The 21961-nt window shown below is 38.3% G+C and carries 15 protein-coding genes; 3 read left to right on the plus strand and 12 right to left on the minus strand.

All coding sequences use genetic code 11. From position 1 onward, the window contains the following. The first annotated feature begins 4 nt into the window (after positions 1-4). Both HCZ11_RS07480 and HCZ11_RS07485 read left to right on the plus strand, forming a co-directional pair. Positions 5-1756 (plus strand): hypothetical protein, encoded by a 1752-nt coding sequence (locus HCZ11_RS07480; protein WP_167658082.1) that lies wholly within the window; start codon positions 5-7, stop codon positions 1754-1756. Between the two features lie 11 nt (positions 1757-1767). After that, complete coding sequence (locus HCZ11_RS07485; RefSeq protein WP_167658083.1) at positions 1768-4971, plus strand: hypothetical protein; 3204 nt, start codon at positions 1768-1770, stop codon at positions 4969-4971. Positions 4972-5281: 310 nt separating this feature from the next. Here HCZ11_RS07485 and HCZ11_RS07490 read toward each other — a convergent pair whose 3' ends face one another. From HCZ11_RS07490 to HCZ11_RS07530, 9 genes are all read right to left on the minus strand, one after another. Continuing rightward, entirely contained in the window at positions 5282-5479 is a 198-nt protein-coding gene (locus tag HCZ11_RS07490) for a hypothetical protein (protein ID WP_167658084.1), read from the minus strand. Positions 5480-5691: 212 nt separating this feature from the next. After that, positions 5692-5850: a hypothetical protein gene (locus HCZ11_RS07495; protein WP_167658085.1), complete on the minus strand. Its 159-nt coding sequence runs from the start codon at positions 5848-5850 to the stop codon at positions 5692-5694. A 102-nt stretch (positions 5851-5952) separates the two neighbouring features. Continuing rightward, on the minus strand, positions 5953-8712 hold the full coding sequence (locus HCZ11_RS07500; RefSeq protein ID WP_167658086.1) for a P-loop NTPase fold protein: 2760 nt from the start codon (positions 8710-8712) through the stop codon (positions 5953-5955). A gap of 122 nt (positions 8713-8834) precedes the next feature. Then, positions 8835-9137 (minus strand): hypothetical protein, encoded by a 303-nt coding sequence (locus HCZ11_RS07505; protein WP_119231774.1) that lies wholly within the window; start codon positions 9135-9137, stop codon positions 8835-8837. A 4-nt stretch (positions 9138-9141) separates the two neighbouring features. Then, positions 9142-10578 carry a TnsD family Tn7-like transposition protein gene (locus HCZ11_RS07510; protein ID WP_167658087.1) on the minus strand — a complete coding sequence of 479 codons (1437 nt, stop codon included), beginning with the start codon at positions 10576-10578 and terminating at the stop codon, positions 9142-9144. Positions 10579-10584: 6 nt separating this feature from the next. Further along, positions 10585-11535, minus strand: coding sequence for a TniQ family protein (locus HCZ11_RS07515; protein ID WP_119231776.1), 951 nt, complete (start codon positions 11533-11535; stop codon positions 10585-10587). Further along, positions 11532-13007 carry an AAA family ATPase gene (locus tag HCZ11_RS07520; RefSeq protein ID WP_119231777.1) on the minus strand — a complete coding sequence of 492 codons (1476 nt, stop codon included), beginning with the start codon at positions 13005-13007 and terminating at the stop codon, positions 11532-11534. The genes HCZ11_RS07515 and HCZ11_RS07520 overlap by 4 nt, the downstream gene beginning before the upstream one ends. A 50-nt stretch (positions 13008-13057) precedes the next feature. Next, positions 13058-15304: a hypothetical protein gene (locus tag HCZ11_RS07525; RefSeq protein ID WP_119231778.1), complete on the minus strand. Its 2247-nt coding sequence runs from the start codon at positions 15302-15304 to the stop codon at positions 13058-13060. Between the two features lie 2 nt (positions 15305-15306). Next, positions 15307-16128 (minus strand): TnsA endonuclease N-terminal domain-containing protein, encoded by an 822-nt coding sequence (locus HCZ11_RS07530; RefSeq protein WP_167658088.1) that lies wholly within the window; start codon positions 16126-16128, stop codon positions 15307-15309. Positions 16129-16588: 460 nt separating this feature from the next. Between HCZ11_RS07530 and HCZ11_RS07535 the strand changes: the two genes are divergently transcribed. Continuing rightward, positions 16589-17533, plus strand: a complete 945-nt coding sequence (locus tag HCZ11_RS07535) for a DUF2971 domain-containing protein (RefSeq protein ID WP_217702831.1) — start codon at positions 16589-16591, stop codon at positions 17531-17533. A gap of 406 nt (positions 17534-17939) precedes the next feature. Here HCZ11_RS07535 and HCZ11_RS07540 read toward each other — a convergent pair whose 3' ends face one another. The 3 genes from HCZ11_RS07540 to HCZ11_RS07550 all read right to left on the minus strand — a co-directional run bounded on the left by HCZ11_RS07540 (position 17940) and on the right by HCZ11_RS07550 (position 21961). Then, on the minus strand, positions 17940-19403 hold the full coding sequence (locus tag HCZ11_RS07540) for a hypothetical protein (RefSeq protein WP_167658090.1): 1464 nt from the start codon (positions 19401-19403) through the stop codon (positions 17940-17942). 315 nt (positions 19404-19718) lie between these two features. Then, positions 19719-21485 (minus strand): hypothetical protein, encoded by a 1767-nt coding sequence (locus HCZ11_RS07545; RefSeq protein WP_167658091.1) that lies wholly within the window; start codon positions 21483-21485, stop codon positions 19719-19721. Beyond that, positions 21482-21961 (minus strand): hypothetical protein, encoded by a 480-nt coding sequence (locus tag HCZ11_RS07550; protein ID WP_167658092.1) that lies wholly within the window; start codon positions 21959-21961, stop codon positions 21482-21484. Before HCZ11_RS07550 ends, HCZ11_RS07545 begins: the two co-directional genes overlap by 4 nt.

The raw sequence follows: 21961 nt of genomic DNA on the forward strand, positions 1-21961 counted from the left end.
GGCGATGTCTATAAGCCAAATCGAGATAAGGAACATCAAAGGCATTTCGCATGAATGCTTTAAAGTGCAATTAAAAGCCTGCAAACCCAATCTTTTAGTTGCGCCCAATGGCTTTGGTAAAAGTTCAATCGCCACAGCATTTTCATCCATGAATACCAAGCGAATCGATCTCGCGGAGAACGACCAACATAAAGGGAACGATACCCTTGCACCTGAGCTGACCATTACCATCTACGGAAAGAAATTTACTGCTGACAGAACCCAAAATCAGATTCGACAACAGTTTGATGTGTTAGTGGTAAATAGTGGACTGACTCCTAAAGCGAAGAAAAATTACGGTCGAAATCCGTCCGCTAGCCTTGAAATCAAGCCTATAACAATTTGTAAAATTCCCCCAAAAGCAGAATTTTCCTATAAACCTACTGATGCTAAAGCCAACTTTGGTCAAAACGGTAAGATTCTTCCTAACATTTATGGCTTATTAAAAGATCCTAGACTTTTGGATGCAATTCAAGGCGTAGATTTATCAAAATTCGCCCAGGTTCGCATTCAGTCAGCAGTTCAAGCTATAGTCGACAAGGTGAACCAACGGAGAGGAAGTACAGCCCTCATATCCCAATGGATATTGGATAACTGCATTCAAGAACTCAGAGATGTGCCAATTTTTAATAGCATATCGGAACGGTTAGTCCAATATGGTTTTGCTGATTCTGAGATTACAGGCTTCTTCGCCGCTTATCAGATAGCCAACCTATACGCGGCCGATTCTAAAGCGTTTACCGCCGCGACAGTCTGGCTACATTACATTACGGTTAAAGCTCGCTATCAAGCCTTATTGTCCAATTTTAAAAGCTCTAATTGGCAATGGGCTAAGGTCGAAGAAATCAAAAAAAAGAAAGAGCTGGCCATTCACTTCCCCAAAGCCCACCAGTTATCGAACGGACAACGAGACATCATCACGCTTGTGGTTCAGCTCCATAAAACCTTGTACGAGGGTAGCAAAAAACCACTCATTTTGGTTATCGATGAGGTGTTTGACTATCTGGATGACGCTAATCTAGTAGCGTTTCAATACTTTGTGACTTCAATTATTGAAGAATACAAAGCACGTAGCCAAGTAATTTACCCTTTAATACTGACACACTTAGACCCCGGTGTATTTTTCGACTTCTGCTTTAACAAACATAAGATCCAGATTAATTACCTATTATCAAAACCGGTTGGCAAGTCTAAGGATATTTTGAGATTGATAGAGTTCAGAGATTCTGTTCAGTATGCAGATATGGTGCAAACGATCAGGGATTTCCTCGACAAGCACTGGTTCCATTTTCATCCTGATGCACATGAGATAACTGATGGCTGGCCCGATTTTCTCCCCAACGAATGGAAAAATTCTAATGCTTTCAAAGATTATTTCAGCAATGAGCTTAACCGCTATTTGGCCAACAAAAACTATGATGCTGTAGCCGTTTGCTTTGCTGTACGGATTGTTATTGAACACCATATTTATTACCTTTTACCAGATGCTGATTGGCAAGAAAAGTTTATTTCGGAACACGGAACTTCCAATAAACTAGACGTGGCCTCAAGTGCTGGAATTGATATTCCTGAAAGCTATTTCTTACTAGGCATAATCTACAACACCAATTTACATTGGAATCAAGGGCGTGATTATGTATCTCCACTGGTATCTAAACTTAACCACCCAACAATTAGACAGTTAATTGCGCATGTAGCATCGGCAGCTAAAAATTAAGGAAACCTAAAATGAGTTATCAAACAGAGTTTACAGGATGGGATTCCCTTACAATAGAAGATCTTCTTGTTGCCTACCGAAAAGCAAAAGCCGACTGTTTCTTCGAAAACACCTTTCCAACAGCAATTAAATTCGCTGAATACGAGCAAGATCTACTCACAAACCTAAAAGCTCTGTTAGGTCAATTGCAAGCCGATGCTGGTTTTGCTGAAAATGTAGAATTACTTGGGGATTTTCGTTTACTGCCCAAGAAGCTATCCACTGAAAGAAAATCAGATTCAGGCGAAAATGGCCACGTTCATTTCTCAAAACCTGATAGAGCGGTTGAAAGCCTGTTTAAAAATTACAATGTAGTGCCTGAGTTTAGAATTGTGGGCGACTTTCCTGTAAATACCCACATTATTTCTGCATTGTGGATCAATATGATTGGTCACAAGTTTGACGCTAAACTCGACGATAGCTGCTACGGCGCCAGACTGAAACGAATTCGTAATGATGAACTGTTTACAGAAGATAATGAAAAGCCATTTCATATCAGCTCTGTAGGCTCATTTGTACCGTATTTTCAACCTTACCAAAAATGGCGTAACGATGGCTTAAAAACAATAAGGGAAGAGTTGGAAAAAGACCGAGATATAATTGCTGTATCTCTGGATTTGAAAAGTTACTACCATTTTATCGATCCGCTAATTACCTCCGCTTCAGCACTTATAGAAGCTCTAGATTTGAACTTATCTGATGAAGAAAAATCCTTCACTAAGCAGCTATCACTATTTCTTAATGAGTGGGCTAGCGGCGCCACCAAATTTGGTAAATCTGTTGGCGGCAAAAAAGCAAAAATAAGCGGTGGGTTAGTCATCGGCCTGACATGTAGCAGAGTCATTTCAAATGCTTTATTGCATAAGTGGGACCGACTTGTTATAGAAAAGCTCTCACCTATTCACTATGGTCGTTACGTTGATGATATGTTCCTTGTGTTGCGCGACACGGGGAAAATCTCAAATAGCCAAGACTTTATGCTTTTATTACAAGAGCGAATGAGTGAAAAGTGCATTACACAAAGTCCCAAAAACAATAAAGTATGGGAAATTAATCAAGGCAATGACGTACAGGGCAACTCCAAAATATCGCTTCAGTCAGACAAACAAAAATTATTTATCCTGCAAGGCCGTGCTGGCTTAGACCTGTTGGATAGTATCGAAAAGGAAATATACGAATTATCTAGTGAGCATCGCCTCATGCCCTCGCCCGACCAATTGGAACATTCAACCGCAGCTAAAGTACTCTCAGCTGCTGGAAGTGTCGGTGAAAATGCAGATACTTTAAGAAGAGCCGATGGATTAACGATCCGTCGTTTGGGTTGGTCACTACAATTGCGTCACGTAGAAACACTGGCTCGGGATTTACCGCCGAATCAATGGAAAGAGCAAAGGGAAGAGTTTTACCAATTTGCTCATAATCATATCTTGCGCGCAGACAATCTATTTGCTCATTTTAATTACTTACCTAGATTGCTTGGATTTGCAATCAGCATGAATGAATGGGAACAAGCTGAACAAATCGCAGTGAAGTCCTATCAAGCTATAGATATACTCGCCAAAGAGGTAGGTAGAGGACAGAAAGTTCGAATCAATGGATGTGACGCTAAAGTCTTGAAAGATCTTTGGGGCTACATTAAAGGCACCTTAACCTGGTTATTTATTGATGCCGCTACACGCTACCATGATCCAAGTAAACTATTCCTTGGGGAACGTTCGAGCAAGAAAAAGCGTCTAGCTAACTTATTCTTAAAACAAATTGTCGAAACACTGAGTAGTTTCGAAGCTCTACTAGAGCTTAGTTTTGATGTGGCTGAATTTGAAAACAAAGCGCCTTTAGTCGCATCAGCAGACCTTGCAAAAGAAGCATATAAGTACATCATAAATAGTCGTTCCGCTGAGCAGTTAGTCGGTAAGCGAAATGCAAAAAAAGAAAAACAAATTCTGGATTTGCTCGGTGATTCTGGGCTCATTGATGTACCTATATTCGAGCAGTTTATAAACTCTACCCGAAAAACGAGACTAGGCAACGTCACTAAAGGACAAAAGAAAAACGATAGCTTCTTGCCGTACCTTTTCCCAACCAGACCATTATCTCCACTGGAAATATCTGAGCTAGCCCCTGAATGTGTCGGTTTACCCTCTGCATCCGGAAAGCCTCCAGTATTTGGACCCTCTGTTACATGGGCAAAATACACGCAAGTACTGCGTGGTGTATGGATAAAGCCAACCCTACTTGCTGCTGAGCAAGATGCTGATGAAAAGCCTTCAACACGCCGAAAGAAATTCATTAATGTAGGTACGGACAGCAAAGACAAGGTGATCGTTGCGCTAACTAATCTTCGCACTGAGGACAACGACTGGGCATCGACAGCATGCAACAAACCAAATTTAAGTCGAAAGCGTTATCAAAAAATTTCTAAATTGGTTAACGATGTTCTGAAATTAAAACCAAAACCTGATTACGTACTTTTTCCTGAACTATCAATTCCACTGAAATGGCTTAACAGTATTGCTGCTAGATTAAGTAGCGCGGGGATAAGTATTATTGCAGGAACAGAGTACCAACACGTTGGAGCTAATAAGATTTACAGTGAGGCCTCAATGGTTTTGGCTGATAACCGTCTCGGTTATCCTACCTTTGTAAAAATTAGACAACCTAAACTTGAGCCAGCTGTTGGTGAGGACAAAGAGCTTACTAGTAAGTTTGGCAAGCAATGGGACTCATTAGGGAAATCACCAAAACCTGTATATATACATAACGGCTTTAATTTTGGTGTTATGGTTTGTTCAGAGTTACAAAACAGTAAAGCAAGAGTTCGCTTCCAAGGGGCCGTTGATGCATTGATGGTGCTTAGTTGGAATAGAGATCTTGATACTTTCGCGTCTCTAATCGAATCTGCGGCTCTAGATGTTCATGCTTATACAATTTTAGTTAACAATCGCAAATATGGTGACAGCCGAGTTCGTTCACCAGCAAAAGAGGGATTTTTGCGTGATATCGCGCGTTTAAGAGGTGGTGATAATGATTTCGTTGTAGCTGCTACGATAGATATCGCAGCCCTTCGGGCTTTTCAAAGCAGAGCTAAACGCTGGCCCGAAAATAACGATAAATTTAAGCCCGTACCTGAAGGCTTTCGATTGGCCAACAACCGAAAAGTACTTCCTCCTAAATAAGACTCTACGAAAACAAAAAAAGCGAACCACTTCTGGTTCGCTTTTTCATTTTTACTGACCTCAGAATTCAACTATCGGTTGCAAACTTCATTCGAGTTGCTGAGGTCGTGCAATTAAGTTGGTTATTTATAGGCGAAATTTTCAAAGAGTTACATAAACTTTATTGTAAATAAGTTGGTTAATTTCTATAAATAAACCAACAACTCCCAAAGCCGTTATTTTAATTAAGTTGGTTAACTTTAAATATTTAATGATATGCATTAAATTTTAATGTCTCAGGAAAAAAAACGCTCAATATCAGTTAAAACAGCTAGTACATTTGCACACCCGAAATAATTCGCAATTCGCCAACAATCAACGTCCATTTTAGTGTTTCAGCAAAATACGTTTTTCTTGGATTACCACCCTTACTTAGCATGTTATTGAATAAGTCTACTTCATCAAGCTCTGCCGCCAACATCAATGGATGTGTATCCTTTAACAGGAGCTGAATGTTCAGCGTTAACATCAGCACCAGCTTCGATCAATTGATTCGCAATCAATCTCATATTTGCAATGTCAATTCACTTGTCTAACTCTCCAGACATAATACTACGTAGTAATTCTAAGATTTGTCGAAATCGAGTTTACACAGCTTCCTAACTAGTTTGTTGATATCTTTATCATTACTATACTTTTTCATAGCATATCGAGATGCGGTTAAACCGCATCTCCCCCATCTTACTTTGTACTTTTTGATGGACCATTAACGCGACCACCACCTGAAGGCTTTCCAGAAGTGCTAGGCCAGTTTCCACCCGGTCCCGGATGCGATGATGGGCCACTACTACTTGATGTTGGTGGACCTGATGGACTTTTTGTAACTGTTAATACAGACATAGTTAATTACATTTTGTTTTTAGGTCCGACATTGGACAGAACAAACTGTAATTAACTATGAAAAAAATTGCGGTAATCTAAGTGGCGAGAAAATTTTTATTTTTAATCCTCAGGTTTTATTAAACTTTCAAGTTTCTGTTTTAGCTTATCAAGTTTGTCTTTATTGATGGATCTATCTTGCTCTAACCCTTTAATATTCATTTTTTCGATAAGACTGGAGTCTTCTCTAAAATTTTTTACTATAAAATGGTCCGCTCTATCTTCAATCACAAAGAAATCAAACAAATATGAAAGTCTTTTAGTATTATCACTTGGCAACAAGTTAATTAATGTTAGAAACAGTTGCTCAGGGGTGTTATCACTTTGTGAGCGCAGCTCCGATAAAACTAATATCTTTAAACACCTGTGAAAAGAATCTTCCTCTAACTTATCTTTAAACAGCTCTAAAAATTTATTTAAATCGATACCTTGAAATAAATTATCTGTTGTTTTTTTAATTGTGTTTATCTCTTCACTACTCATATTATTTAGAGATTCTTCATATAAATGATTAGGTGTAATGCTGTACCAAACTTTTTGTTCAAAATACTCGATTAACTCAACCAAGTGCTTGCTTGTAAAGGGGTTAACTACCATTGCATATAGAATTTCTTCTAAGTGGCCTTCTATGGCAACAAATCTAATTAAATCTCTTACAGAGGAGCCTTCAAAAAAATAAGTGCTATCCCCTTTGTAATGTTCAAGCATTGAAAAAATAAGAGATTTACTTTTTTCTGCCCCACATCTCAAAATGATAGATTTACCAAATCTAATAAATGCTTCTTGCCACCTAGGGTCCCTACATAATAGTTGACCTAGCTCATATGCCTCCTGTTCTTTAAATGCTTTATATGCATGTTGATCACTAATCTCTTGTTCTGAAACACATTCTAATAAAATTCTTTCTAGATAATTAATGTAATCAAGTCTAACTCCAAGATGCTGTTCATTTGTTTGCAAGCTCTGTATCCTATTTGTATTCAGCTCAGAATCAATGCTATCATTTAGATTGAGCATTGCTTGAAACAACCCCTTGAAATTATGGATTACATACTCATTGCTAACATGTCGCTCTATAAGCTTTGTAATTTGTTGATCTAGACTTAGTTGAGAACCATCCTCTAATGTAGCCCTCGGTAGTGACTTACCAAATAGAATCCATTTGTATTGATTTGTGAAGTCAGCAAATAGTGATGAATTTACTTCTCTCAATGTTGTACAATATACTAGTGATTCAAAGTCCACTTCACCAAGTAAACGTTCTTCTGACCAACATTTATCTACTCTACGCATTATCCTTTTTAGCTGTCTAATAGAAACAACCAAGCCTTCGAGCACCATTGGAAGCTTATAAAGGTCTAAATGATATTTACTACCATGTCTTTTTATATAGCTATCAAAGTTATCAAATTGACCTTCACTAATTAAAACTCTTTTTTTATCAAATAATTCTTGTTTACAAAGTTTTGACCATACATATGTCAAGTTTCTAATGGAAGGTTTACCTATTACTTCAACATAGTCTGCTGCTTTACTAATAACTTCTACATACTCTTGAGAGTCACTTCGTATAGCAATAATAAAGTTTATATTTGTTAGAACACTGTCTTTCAAGCGATCAAGCAAAGAAGCTACTTGGTTTAGCCTTACTTCATTTGATGAATGTTCGCCTCTATCAACATCCTGTAAAGTAATCAATAATTGATAGTTGTTTGCTTTCAAAAAGCCATTTAATCGAAGAAACTCTTTTTCTATGTCAATGTGCTTAGAAAGGAAGGCTGTTATTATTTTAAATGTGCCTCCACTTTCTTTCATTGCCGCTAAATAGTGTTGAGGTAAAGCTCTGAACGAACACATTTCTATATGTTCGTTGATATCATCAACGACATTATTCAGTATCATATGAGCTGCGTTCTCTGCTCCCCATGTAGAAATATCACTATGGATCCATTTAGCTACGCTTTCATCATTCAACAAGTTATTAGCTATACACTTTATAACGCTGCTCTTGCCACAGCCAAAAGGGCCACATAATGCTATGTGTTGTGCCAAGTTACTCTCATCTCCTGATGAGTGTTTTCTCAGCAAGTTATCTGAAATTCTTTGAGTATGTATTTTTAAATCTGGTTCTAATTGTTCAATACTTTCAATAATAGAGTCATCTTTAAACCATTGTTTAAAGTCTTCTAATGTTTTGAGTTGCTCTATTTCAATTTTTTCTTTCTGGCTTTTTTCAATATTTTTTTCCATTGGTAGGCCAAAGACGAGTAAGGAAAATACTATAAGAAAATAAATTAATAATGTTTTTAGAAGAATTGGCTCAACAAAAATAGATATGAGAAATAACAGAGTACCAACATTAATTAAAAATATTCTTATAATCTTTTTTTCAGATAATTTATTAAACCCATATTGTTGAAATATTACTGAACATACACCCAGCATTGTTAGTGTGAGACTTTCTATAGACCCCTTCAAAGCTTCGAACTCAGGTAGTTCAAACCCCATCTGAAATATATTTAGTAAAACTAAGCACATTACAATTGAAGTAACCAATGATGGGAATTCTTTAGTCCCTAATAGATTTAAGCGCTTTTGATGAGTTACATACATTCGGTCCAAAAATAGCTTTATTCCTACCCCAGCTAGAAATGAAAATAAAATGTAAAGAATTTCATGTGTCTGGAGAAAGCTTCCAAATTCAGTGTAAATTTTTTGTATTGACTTTAAGCTAGCCAAATACATGACAATCATTGAAGCTACGAGAGCATTTAGAGTAATTGAAACCCAACGGTTTAATGTCGTTCTGTTGTTGTGAGGCACTCAAATATCCATTTGATAAAACGCTTTGTGGTGAAGCGTTGTAATAGGTAGAAATATGTAAAAAGCTTACCCTAAGGCTCTTTAAATTAGAAGTTTTACTCTTATTTTATATGGAGTTAAAGTCAATTTTTCTTTTTAGGCAGCCCCAATTCAAGTGGTGATACACCTTGCTTCAGTAGCATAAACTCCTTTATATTTGCTCTCACAGTTTTGCCATCACCTATAACAACATAAATCGTTCCGCTTTTAGTTTTAAAACTATTAGCTTTCTGATTAAACTCTTGGATTGGTGAGGTACATATATAGTCTTGAGGTTGAAAACGGCCCGTTTTATCTTGCACGACTATTCCCCACAAGTTTTCAGCTAATAACTCATTATCACAAAATGTTTGAATTACATACCAATCTTTAATTTGCACATCCATCACTTTACTCCATTTTCCTAGGCCAATAAATTCGTTTAACCTTCTCAGGTAAATTTGCAGCTAGCCATTCTTTGTCATGGCGATAAAGCCACATATAAGAAGCGCTGTTAGCGTCTCTAAACTGTTTTCTTGTGTGCTGAGGGTTAACCTCAAAATATGATTTAAGTATTGCTCGGTGGTTGCACAGTTCTTTATAGGACCAAATTTTTTTTCTTAGTGGCTTCAGGTACTGATGTTTACGAAGAATCTGCTCCACTGCACCAACTGATATTTCAAACTCTTTTGCTATTTCTGTACAAGTTTCACCTACAACAAGTTTTCGCCAAATGTCACGCTCATCAAAAGAAAATATCTTTGAGGGGCGCTTATCCACTGCAATCTGATTATTAGCTGCAACTTTTTTAATGTAAGTAATGCTTTTGACTGTTTTTGCAGCGATTTTCCTCATGCTTTCTCCATCTTTTAGGCATTTGATGATGAGTGAGTTATCAATGAGTGAGGAAGGACACTGAGATGGCTCTATGGGCGTTTTAGGCTCTTCCTCAGGCAGAGCCTCCATCGCAGCTTTAAAACTTTCCCACGAGCCAAATAAGCAGTGAATTAGAAAGTAGTATTTCAGTGGATGGTATTGGTGATGAGGTTGATAAAATAGATTCGCAGGATAGCTACCGCGCATTAAGCCGCACGCTAGTCGTTTAAAATGGACACAATCTGAAAGCTTTCCTATCTCTTCAATCATCATTGGCACCAGCAATCGCTTTCGGATATTGCCACAGGCCGTCACCATGCCCATTTCCAATAATCGGTTCTTAAGCACGCGCACTAAATCATCTTTTGCAAAAGAAATAGGCTCATCGATAAACGCCAAGGCGATACAGGTAGAAAGGTTGAACTCACTTATACTGGCATCAACAACCTCACTAGTCTCTGGTTGCGCAGCAAAGGAACGTATACGTTTTTCTGAGTGAAGCTTTACGCCATGCAGAGGGCAGCAAGTCACACCTGCCAGTTGATGAATTACATGCCAATACGCAAATCCATGCTGTGCTTCATCATACGTCACGCAGGCAGGGCACGATTTAAGGACAGGTTCCGTTAACAAGCGGTTCGCTACCATGCCATAACGGGAGTACGTGGAGGCAGTATTACCACTGAGTAAATCTGTTTGAAGTTGCTGGAACTGGGCTTGGGTTTGAAAAGGTCGGTAGTAGTTAATCCCGGTCATGAACTGAACGATCCATTGTTCATCCACACAAGAGCTTTGTGCCAGTTTTGCAATATAGGAAGGAAATTCGGTGCTAGCTAATTCGGTTTTTATCTGAAGAGCTTTTAACGATTGGTTGCGAAAGCTCGGATAACCAGAGTAACTATGCGCACGCGCTACCCAGCTAAAAACCGTTTCACCTTTAATTGGTGTGGGGTAATAAACTGGGTAGCTCATAGTTTATTAGCTCATCAAATTCGGGATGTTTTCAATCTCACCAAATAACATCCTTATCATCAGCAAGTGACATATCGGTAACGTGAGTTTGTCCTTGTATGCTAAATACGACACGAATAATTCTCGGAATTTTCGGTTTCCCTGATAACCGTCAAGTATCAGAAGACGCTCATATAGCTCAGGTGCAAAGTGGTTATCCAACGCCCGTTGTGCCTCAGCAATTATTAGGGTGTCCTTGCGTGAAGAAACGTTAGTGAACGTATCTAATCCAATATAGTCCCGATAGGCGCGTTGCAGTCGCTGCAAGTTCAAGTTTGGAAACTCATGTTTGAGCAGCCTTGCGGATGTCCTTAATACCCAATCGATATCATCATCCATGTAACCATCAAGGTTATCGTACCCCATATCGCACTTAGGACAGTTGCTACCATGCGGTAAACCAATACTATTGAGATAGCGCCCAGAATCATGGCATCTATCACAAGCGACAAACAACGGTGTCTGATGCTTAATGCAATAACTCATACCAGCTAATTGATGTTCTATGTGATAGTAAGTTTCACCAATAGTGTCCATATCCTCCTTAACGCACTCCGAGCAATGCCGCCAATGGGCAGCATACTTAACGCGATTGATATTGCTAACAAACAACGGCTTATCGCCAGATTGTGTTAACAGTGTTGCTGGTAAGAATGGAGCGTAATACCGATAAAGGGTGTGTCTTTCTAAAAACGTTTCATAGTCGATGCTAGGCGAAAATGCATCGTAAACATCTCGATATAAGGGCCTCAATACATAATGTGGCACCACCGTCTTATAATCAATTGAGATCGGGTTAGTCGCGTTATCCCATCGCCTAATACCTGAATATTGATGATGTCTAACCATCAAGCTGATGACATGCTCGCCCTCAAACGGATATGCATTGATTTGCGGTTTGCGTACTACACTGCTCATGATTTCACTTCACCCAACTTGGCAGCAATTTCCTGCCGACTTAATCCTGATAAATTTCTAAAATCATCAGCTGGTATCAACGTACTTTTAGCCGCTGGCATATCAATCACTACGCCTTCATCACTCATACCCGGTGGGTTAGGTACATCACTGTCAATACAATACTGTTCAACAACGTCCGCTGTACTCATATCTTCACCCGCTTTTGCAGGGTTAAGCAGCTTGATATGCGGTTTAATCAAATCCTCAAATGTGCTTACTTCACCTTCCCTCAATGCATGAAGTGCGTCCGCCAACAGGTAAAATTGATCGGCATAGACATCACGAATAAGATCTACTGAAATAGTTTCTAATCCAGAGTAAATCGCTTCTTCATAGCAAAGCTTTATCAGACGAATGAATAGTGCGGGAATACCGCAACTATAGAAATTTAACGCTGAGGTTATCTCATTAGTAAACGTGAACGGATTTCGCAGCAAGTGAGGCTTGTAATAGCACTGCACGTAGTAATTCCAAAACGGATTGGCAATGTGTTTTTTGGTAACAGGATCATACACAGTTGTCTCAATTCCATCACAACGCTCAGATATACCTGATGAAATACGTCTAGAGGTAGACATGGTAGTTTGGAATAAAGGCCACGCGGCATAGGTGCCTGCCACAATCATAGGGATGCCAATGCTATTAAAAAACGCGTCGATAAAATTCAGTGTTGACCGGTTTTCATCTTTAGCATCATTACGGTCATAGACGCAGCGCTGTATTTCATCAATGAAAACAATGCCAATGTTGTACTTCATTGCCACTTTCTTTGCCTCAATCACAAAGGCTGAATTATTCGCCTTGGAATCTTTCCAAAGCTCGTAATGGCTAGAGCCTAGTAGCTGGTCGATTGCAAAGAAAAAATTGAGAATAAAACCCTTTTTGGTTTTAGTCGCGGGAGCCTCAAACTTGACATAAACAACCTGCTCCTTACGAAACAAGTGACCTTTGTATTCATTGTGTTCGATAACCTGTGGCAGCAAGCTCAAACACTTATCTATCGTCTTGGTTTTGCCCCCGCCACTAATACCGATATGCGAGATACACGTTGATAAATTAATCGCGCTTGGCATTTCATAGTCTTTACCTTTCCCAATTTCACTTTGCATGATGTTGTAATCGATAGTGAAAGGTCTTCTATGCAAGTACCCCACCATGATTGCTTTGACGATGTGCCTATAAATTTTAAACGTCTTAGGCGATGGCACAAAGGTCAGTGGGATTAATTCAATCATTAACTCCCTGTCGAAGTCACTCATCTGAGTAACGCTTACATCAACGTTATGATTAACCAAAATCGCCTTAGTGAATGCCTCCAAACTCTTTGCTGGTCGAATCGCTTCAATCAACGGATTGTTGTTATAGGCAGTGATGTTGTGAGGAATATATTCCGCTTTTACAGCCACTGGTTGTGCTTCTAAAATTTGCATGTTTTTACCTTATTTATATTTAATGTTGTCTCCTTCATGGTTATTTTTTCCTATTGATTTTGCCCAGATGAGGGATACATCTGCTGCATTTGGCGCATCATTGAAGACTGCAACGTCTCCATCGATACTGTTTCTTCTTTGGATTTCGACTCACCTACCATCAACGTGCTAATCATGGAGGCGGTCTGCCTATCCATATTCGCCTTGGTAATTTCCTTCAATGCTTTAACCGTAGATTGCGATGATTTGGCCTTAGGCCTTGTCAAATCTTTAAGCGCATCCAACGCTTCTTTGGTGAGCCGTTGCGTATTGTTCTTCTGTATGAAGCGGGCTTGCCGGAGTTCGCGTTGTTGTTCAGCTAGAGCCGTTTTCTTCTGAGATTGTTTATGCGACACATCGAACCAAGTAACACCTTCAAAGGTATCGTCCTGTTCGGTGTTGAGTGTTGCTTCATAAACAACGCCTTCATGCTTGTACCAAATCTTGTCAGTAGAGCCATCAAAGTAACGGATGTCTAATTTCTTCACTGGGCGTTTTGGGTTTGCATTAAGCCAGCCTTGTCGTGCCGCATGTTCGCAGTGGTAGTAAACGTTGCGGTACTTAATCCCCTTTGCAGTAGTTGCTGCCCGACTCCGAGGTAGTAGCTTGAACATGACATCTTCTTTTTTCATAGTCATGCCTCGTCCATTGTTCATGTAATGGCGCAGCCCAAAGTTCCACCTAGCTCTGGAAGTTGCACGCACACCTTCCACTTCCATTGCTTTGCTGGATACTCTCGGTTTTGGCACAAAGTTATTTCTGATGATGGTGTTTATGATCAGCAATTGCACAAACTTGTCGTAGTCATACACTGCGAGGTTCGAAGCGTGCGTATCGCCTTTTTCGGGTATGCGTTCAACCAGTCCCGGCATGAATTGGATGATGTCGTTTTTGGTATGCTGAAACTCACCTTCCACAGTACCTTTGGTGTAACCAGCATAAATTTGCAAATAGTTGATACAGTCAATGCCCATTTTCTCATCAAGCAACTGCATCATGTTTTTCTTGGGATATTCCACACCATTATCAATGGCAAGTTCCGTACACAGCAGGTTACAGGGCCAATCTTTATGCGTGATATCGACACCAAACTGTTTGCAGAATTCCACTTTATCTGTGAAAGCATTGTAAAGTGCCTGCATGACTCCGCGCCAGTTGGGGCCACCAATCCCAACGTGAAAGCCTACCGTCATCCCTGAGTCCACATCCATCACACGGTATACAGTGGGTCTGCCAGATGATAAGCGCTCTTTTTTGTTGTACGGGTAGATAAGATAAACATCTTCAATCGTGGCATCTACCTCATAACGAAATGCTGGACCCGGCACATCTGAACGGGCACGTTTTAGCTTAGCGCGGTATTCAGATAGATACCGCTTATCACCTTTTTGCTGCCACTTCAGTCGCCCTTCTTTTTCAGCCGCTCTAACAAAGGTATAGTATTGGTCATAGCTAATACACTCATTCTCTTCCAGCGGTTTACGCTCGACAATTTCCTTTCCGTCTTCATCAATGTACTTCTCTTTTTTTGACTGAAAATAGAAGTCATACACCTCATACTGTTTGGTATGAGGCATTCGCTTGAATTTCTTTTTACCTAATCTTTCCAAGTGCTTGAGAATATTGTCTTCGTCTAGCTTGGTGCGCCCACGAAAATAGGTATCTGATGATTTTCTGCCACGCTTAGACATTCCCTCAGTCGGGACAAGCGGTAGCACAAAGTTGCTGCCACATTTTCGATAATCCGGATACATCGCGTTGAAACAGCTACCACGATAAAAGTACTGTGCAAGTAATCTGGATATTTGCGCTGCATTTACGCCACTTTCAGCGCTGATTTCCTTGATAAGTTCAGTACCTCTGTCGGTATACAGGTATTCATAGGTTTTTTCTGAATCCTCAACAATAGGCTTTATCAGGTCATAGTTAAATCGAGCGTTATCCCGCCTTTTTAGTTTGATTTCTAGCTGCTCATTTGGAGACTTGCTACGCGGTACGTAAAGGCCGTTGTCATATTCAATCCCACGGATTTCATATTGGTAATGCGACAACATATCGGCTAACTTTTGTGCATCCATTGTTAGTGGTTTGCTTTGAAGGCGTGAGCGTCTTTTTTGTAAGGGTTTGTCCACTCTCGGTTTGCGTTTAACCACCGATTTATTCAAATCGTAATAAGCGACCTTATCGCGGGTTGCATGGACTATACGCAGGTGTAGTGAGCCTGTTGGCGTGATGATTTCTGTATGTTTACGGAACATGATTAAGCGACCTCCAATAAAGGAACTGGCTTAAACACATCAATTTTTATATCTAAATCAATCGGTAATTGATGAGACCATATGCCCCACTGGAACAGGCCGAAGCCATCGTCATAACTGAGTCCCAATCGATGACTGACTCGCTGAATAACCTCTTGTAACGGTGTTTCAAAGTACAGGCTTGCCATCTCAACAAACGCCATAAAAAATGGCTGTTGATGGTGCTTAATCTCGTGAATGTATTTCAAGCACCCCTTGGACCACTTTAAATTGTATGCACAGTTAACGCTGACGTTGTGGTCAGTTTCCAAAACAAACGGTATCTGTTTGTCTTCATAGTATCGTCTTTCCAACTCAAGTTTTTGCAGAGTACGCGTAACAGATACAGGGTGCTTGATTTCTCTATCCAGCGAATCCAGCGTTTTATATGTTCTGGCGACCTCTTTTGTTGCGAGGTTTTTGTCGTTTAAATCTGCCTCTAGACAATAGAAGTCGGTACTGAGCACATAGGCTTCACCTTCTTCATCGCACGGATACTTGATACCCATATCGATTGCGATACGAACACATAGCTCTAAGTCCCACAATGGATATTGCTCAAAGTAATTAACGGTTTCCGGCAAGGAATCTCTTATGATGCCTAAGCGTCTTTCACCATCGCTTAAGAAATGGTGGTTGCGTTTGCTCTTAGCGCCTTTGTACAAATGCCTTCTTGTACCCTTAGGACCGCTCCACACTTTAATTAGAGGCTCGTATTGCTTCTTATCTAACGCATCATGCCATTTATCAAGCGTTTTAAGGGCCTTATTAAATTTTAAAAGCATTCACCCGCCTTACCCATGAAAATCTTTTGACTTGGGAAATATAAATTTGGCGAATGAAATAACTTAGAGTTGGAAGTTTGATGTTTTTCATTTTGTCTACTCAAATTCGTTTAAATACGAACGTGATCGTAGATCTAAATTTTGAACAGCACAACTTGCATATCTGTATAAGGCATTGAATTTTAAGTAATTAATATTTATAAAAATAAATATTATAATTTTCTATTAATTATTTAGACTTCATAAACAATTGAAAAAACATCAAATATTTTGTGATATTTTTTGATTATACGAATACGCATATTTCTCATGGTTATCGATTTAAAATCAGATATTGATTAAATAAATACATTCCTCTTATGACATTCACATGCAGAAGATATTTTGACAGCTTTATTCACAATGGATTCTACACAGTGTAGATTAACTGATTAAGATAACCTTGACGTAATACATGGAAATGGAACAACCAGAAAAAGTTTACCGATATAGAAATTTTAGCAACCTAACAATTGATAGCCTTTGTATGGATCAATTGTATTTCGCTAACCCAAATTCATTTAATGACCCAATGGATTGCCAACCAACGATTCAGTCTGACTCAACCAATGAAGAGTTGAGCGATATTTTAACAGTACTAGTTAAAAATAGAGTCGAAGCGGAAACTCTTGCTTCTTTGAATTCAGCAAAAATCAGTGATGAAGGAAGTAAAGACTACGCGAAGAATTTGGGTGTAAAAACAGCACAAGATGAACTAGCTAGAATTGCATATTATGCTACAAACCCTGATTACGACGAACAAGGAATAAATAAGCAACAAGCGCAAAACTGGCTTTTACGATGTGAAATACAAAGAGAGCTTTTGAATAAATATCGAAAAGGGGTTTGCTGTTTCTCTTCGACTTACGAAAACTCGCTACTTTGGAGCCATTATGGTGATCAACATCAAGGAATCTGCATCGGGTACAATTTAGATCGAAATCCAAAGCCTGCTCTTCGAAAAGTTATATACAACGATAATCGAATTCTGCACACCAGCCTAATAGCCAAAGCAATACTTGATAAAGATCCGGAAGCCCAAAATCAGCTAGACGAAAGTGTATTATTAAGAAAAGCAACACCTTGGGAATATGAAGATGAATGGAGGCTTTTTGATAAAATTGGATTAAATGACTCACCACTTGCTATGATCGATATTACATTCGGCCTTAGATGCCCCGATTCTATTATCCATACAGTTGTAAATGCATTGAGTAACAGAGAAGGCGGCATAAACTTTTATCAAATGAGACAAACGATTGGCAGTTATAAGCTTTGTAGAGAGCAGATCGATGGTGAAATATCAGCATATTTCCCAAGAGTGGCACGATCAGGTATTGAGATGTTCGGACCAATAGACAGCTAACCCAGAAGAGCAAAGCCCCGCGAGTGCGAGGCTTTGTATTCAAAAGGTTTAGATCATTCCAACCCTAGCAGTATTTTGCTTTTGGGTGAACTTAGATTTTCTCATCGTCAATTTTCCTATTTCAATTAATGGAAAATTCTACTTATGAACTGTTTCATTTTATGGTGGAGTTACAATCGCAGCTCGAACAGCAGCAATTGTAAGGAAAACAAATTCCCCATCAGGGTTAGTGTATTTATACGGATTATTATTGGTAAAAGCATAGCGGTTGAAACCATGTGCAATGCTGTTACCACGTTGTATGTGCCAATTGCGGATCTTCACACATCACTAATAGGCTTAAAATTGTTGGCAAAAATTGTAAACCCAACTATTTTAGTCCTCTTAAGTGATTTACCAGCTGAATTCAACCTATATTCAAGTACTTACGATATGAAATATGTACAGCCCAAACTATTTTATTTTCTCTATTTTGAATGGTTCTATATAAGTCTGGATTTTCTTGATAATGGGTAAACGTGCGTCCATCATCATGTTTACGTGAAATGAACCCAAGTTTATATAAAAATGCACCTAAGTCTTCTGCTGAATTGTATTTAATCCCATCGACTGGTGGTACATCCTCTATTGTTCGCCCTCGAATGAAATTAGTTTCTAGTAAATCAACCAATTCATTATATGTATAGTGAATATCTTTAGCTCTAAAACAGTCAATTAGAGCGTCTAACTCAGTAAATTGATGCTTATGCTCTTTTAGCAAGTCACTTTTTCTATTTTTACCAAACTCTTCTAATATATCATTAATATCACTGAGTTTTATTTTTTGACTTCTAGAATTGTTTTTCTTCGATTGAACTGCTGACATTCGACAAAGTTGACTTACCCACCGAGGTCTTTTATTTGAGAATGACGCAATAGCATCAAACATTGAAGTTTCTCTTTTTCCAGCCCAGCTAATCGGGTGCTCAAATGCTATTTGAAATAACCTATTGTAGTCTGATGAATAACTAAGTTTTGCTTCAGGTGAGCCTTCATGATTGCGTTGTATATATGACAATATTTTATTTGCAAGCATGTCACGCAAATACCGATTTGTCCAAGTAATTGGAAGAATATACTGTTCCCATTTATCAAGATCTTCTAAATAACGCAAGTTTTGCCAAACGTCCGATCTAACTGTCGCTCGGATATTTAGCTGCTTCATATCAAAAGCTATAGAACGAATAGCACTAAAAAAAGAACCAATTCGTGCTTGATATTCTTCGGTATCTACATACTTAGCATCAATGTCATCAACCAATAACCATACTTTAGAGTTTTTATGACTTTCTTGGTAAGCATTTAAAACACTCTCTAAGTTTTCGGGTATGTTTGATGTTACCTCTTGTTTTATTAAAGGTATCTTTCCTTTCAGTCTTGAAACCATTCCACCTATTAAGTTCTTCGACTTCAAACCATCTAGTTCAGCTACTTCTACCATCGTTATGCTATTACTAGATAAAGCTAGGTTTATTTGACAGCCAATTTCAATTATTATTTTTTTGCAAATGATTCTTTTCCAATAGTTTTCGAGATATGCTTGATCTTTCGCTGAAAAATCCCCTAACCCCAGTAATTCATTACCAGTTACTCGAACAACTAATGGAGATAAATATTCCTCTTCTTCCCTTAACCGATATTCCAATCTAGAAAGTAGAGCTGATTTCCCCATGCCTTTTCTAGCACTAACAACACTTAATGGTGTTGCTGCATCAAAAAAATCATAAAAATCATCATTGTCTACATAGTATGAATTTAAGATATCTAAACTTTCGTCTTCACCCGCTTCATTGCCAAATAAATTTTTATCCCTAAGGTTAAGTACTATCATAATTCTCCGTAATTCGTTTTTCTGGTTATACAAGAAAGTTGTATAAGCTATATTTATATTCAGTTTTTTAGCTCAGCATCGTTAACAAAATACAAAGTAAAAGACTAACTTGCTCGCTAAAGAAATCGTAAAGAGCAGCCATTCGCTCATAGCTGTCTGTCAGATAAAATCTAAACCTATTTGCTTATGCTGTAAGCTCAGATATAAGCTACTGCAAATTAGAGTAAAAACGATCTGTGACTGGATCATAGTATCGTGCCTGCATATAAATTAGTACGAACTACGATCCAGAAGCTTAAGTCTGCTGTCTAAGTTTTATTTACCTAAATACATTGTCTGATCAAATGATTCATCATCGTATGACGGCAACCAATCTTTATCACCATTTCCAGATTCGTATTTATATTCGGTAGTTGAGAAAACGACTTGAACATTATTCTCATCAGCCAAAATTTTCAGTGCCTTGATAAACTGATCTAAATCTTCTGCACTAATATCATGCTGTCTTGGAGTATCAAGAATCAAAAACCTTATACCCATAGGGTTTAACTTAACAATTTGTTCAAACAAAGCAGCGTGATAAGCTAAAACGACTCTTAGTTTCGTACTTCCTTTTATTTGATTAAGCTTTTCTCCACCAAAACTAGCTTTGAATCCATCATATAAATCAATATTGTCAGAAACATTTTTAGTGTTAATCACATTCTTCCAGTTTGATATTGAATTCTTTAGGTTAGATTGGAACCTGATCAACTCAATTGAAGATTTGTTAATTCCAGAGCCTAAAGATTCCTGCTTACTTATGGCGTTATCTCTTTCTCTCTCTGCGGCAATATATTTTTCTTCGAGTACATTAATATTTTCTAATTCCCGCTTTTTAATTTCTAAGGAAACAATCTCAGATAAACTTATATGAATAGACTCTACCAGCGCAGATAGGCCATCATCATCTACAGCATTTTCTCTTTCTTTGTTTAGGGTTTCTATATCATCCAAGTGTGTTTTCAATTCAACTTTAATAGCCTCAATTCTTTTTTCGGAACTTACGCTACTAATTTCTAAATCTTTTATTTGATCTTTTAGATAAAGAAGATTTTTACCGTATGACTCCGAACTACCAAGAAATAGGCCACACCCATCAACAGAACAAATATCAGCAAAAGATTTAAAAACCCTTCTGGCCTCTTCATTTAGAGATAGCGTATTTATTTCCACTTCAATTTCAGAACGAATAGTCGATATACTGGCGCATTTACTTTCTAATAAATCAAGCTCTTCCTTTAGCAGCCTAACTTGTGTCATTTTAGAGGAAAGCAATCTGTCTATATTATCCGTAGCATCAAGCTTTAAGTTCTTACTCGACTTTAACTCTTCAATTTTTGCCTTAAGCAAATCTAATTGGTTATCAACTTCAACAATATTTAATTTACCACTCTCACTTTCATTTAACGCATCTTCATACAATCCTTTTAAGCGATGAACTTTATTATCCAATCGCTCAACAGCCTTTTTCGCATCAATGGCACTTTTTTTCTTATCAAAGGAATTCTTTGAAGGTAGGTTTACACAAATCCTGACAGCCTCTGAAAATTGATCTCTAATGAAATTACTGCCCGGAGACTTATAAAAATCTGTATATCCAATATCTTGATCTAAATAAAAAATTGGTAATACTGTCGATAAATAAGGGTGCGTGTGTGTATTGGAGTTAGTCACCAAATGAGGGAATTCATACCCAAATACTTCAAATAAATAACGGCTATAATCGCCCTCTTTAAAAAATCGTTGATTAGTACCTGTTGGCTCCAAAACTTGAATGTCAAACTCTCGCGAATATTGACGCTTTAATTTATATTTTTTCCCATTTAAAGATACTGTTAACACAACACTTTCACAGTGAACATAAATATCATCTCTAAATTCGCACGGGTAGCCTAAACAAAAGGCTATTGACTGCACAAGAGGGGTTTTTCCTGAGCCATTTGGCCCGTACAACTGAGTGATAGATTTAGCAAATGTAAGCTCACTTGATCCCCATCCATTGCTGCCACGAGCATACACTTTTAGACTTTCTAACTTCATGCTAATTCAAGCTCCATTTGTTTTTCTCTGCATATATTTCGATAATGTCTTTGAATTAAAAGCAGGTTGTAAGACAAGTCTGATTTCTCATCTATGGCCTTGTTAATTACTTTTTTGCCTAATTCAGTAGCTTCTAATTTAGTCTTTCTGTTATTAACCGAAACCAATTTCGCTATTTCCAAAAACGAAAGTGCTTTTACCGTTCTCACTCGGAGATTTGCAGACCAGCCTAAATGCTGAGAAGAACCTTTAAACTCTTTAATCGACCTTTCTATGCACTCTCCAACTAATTGTCCCAATTCTGGAGTGTTAGGTTTCCGCCTCTCTTTTGCCATCAACAAAACAACCATAGAAATAAAAGGTAAGTGAAATAAAGCTTCATTACTCAGCCTATGTGACCTAACAGTCTTTACTTCATCAAGTTGAATTCTAAGATTTGAAGCTTTGGCTACCTCAAAAAACTCTTCTATATCCAT

It is taken from the genome of Pseudoalteromonas sp. HF66, from assembly GCF_011806445.1.
GTDB lineage: Bacteria > Pseudomonadota > Gammaproteobacteria > Enterobacterales > Alteromonadaceae > Pseudoalteromonas > Pseudoalteromonas apostichopi.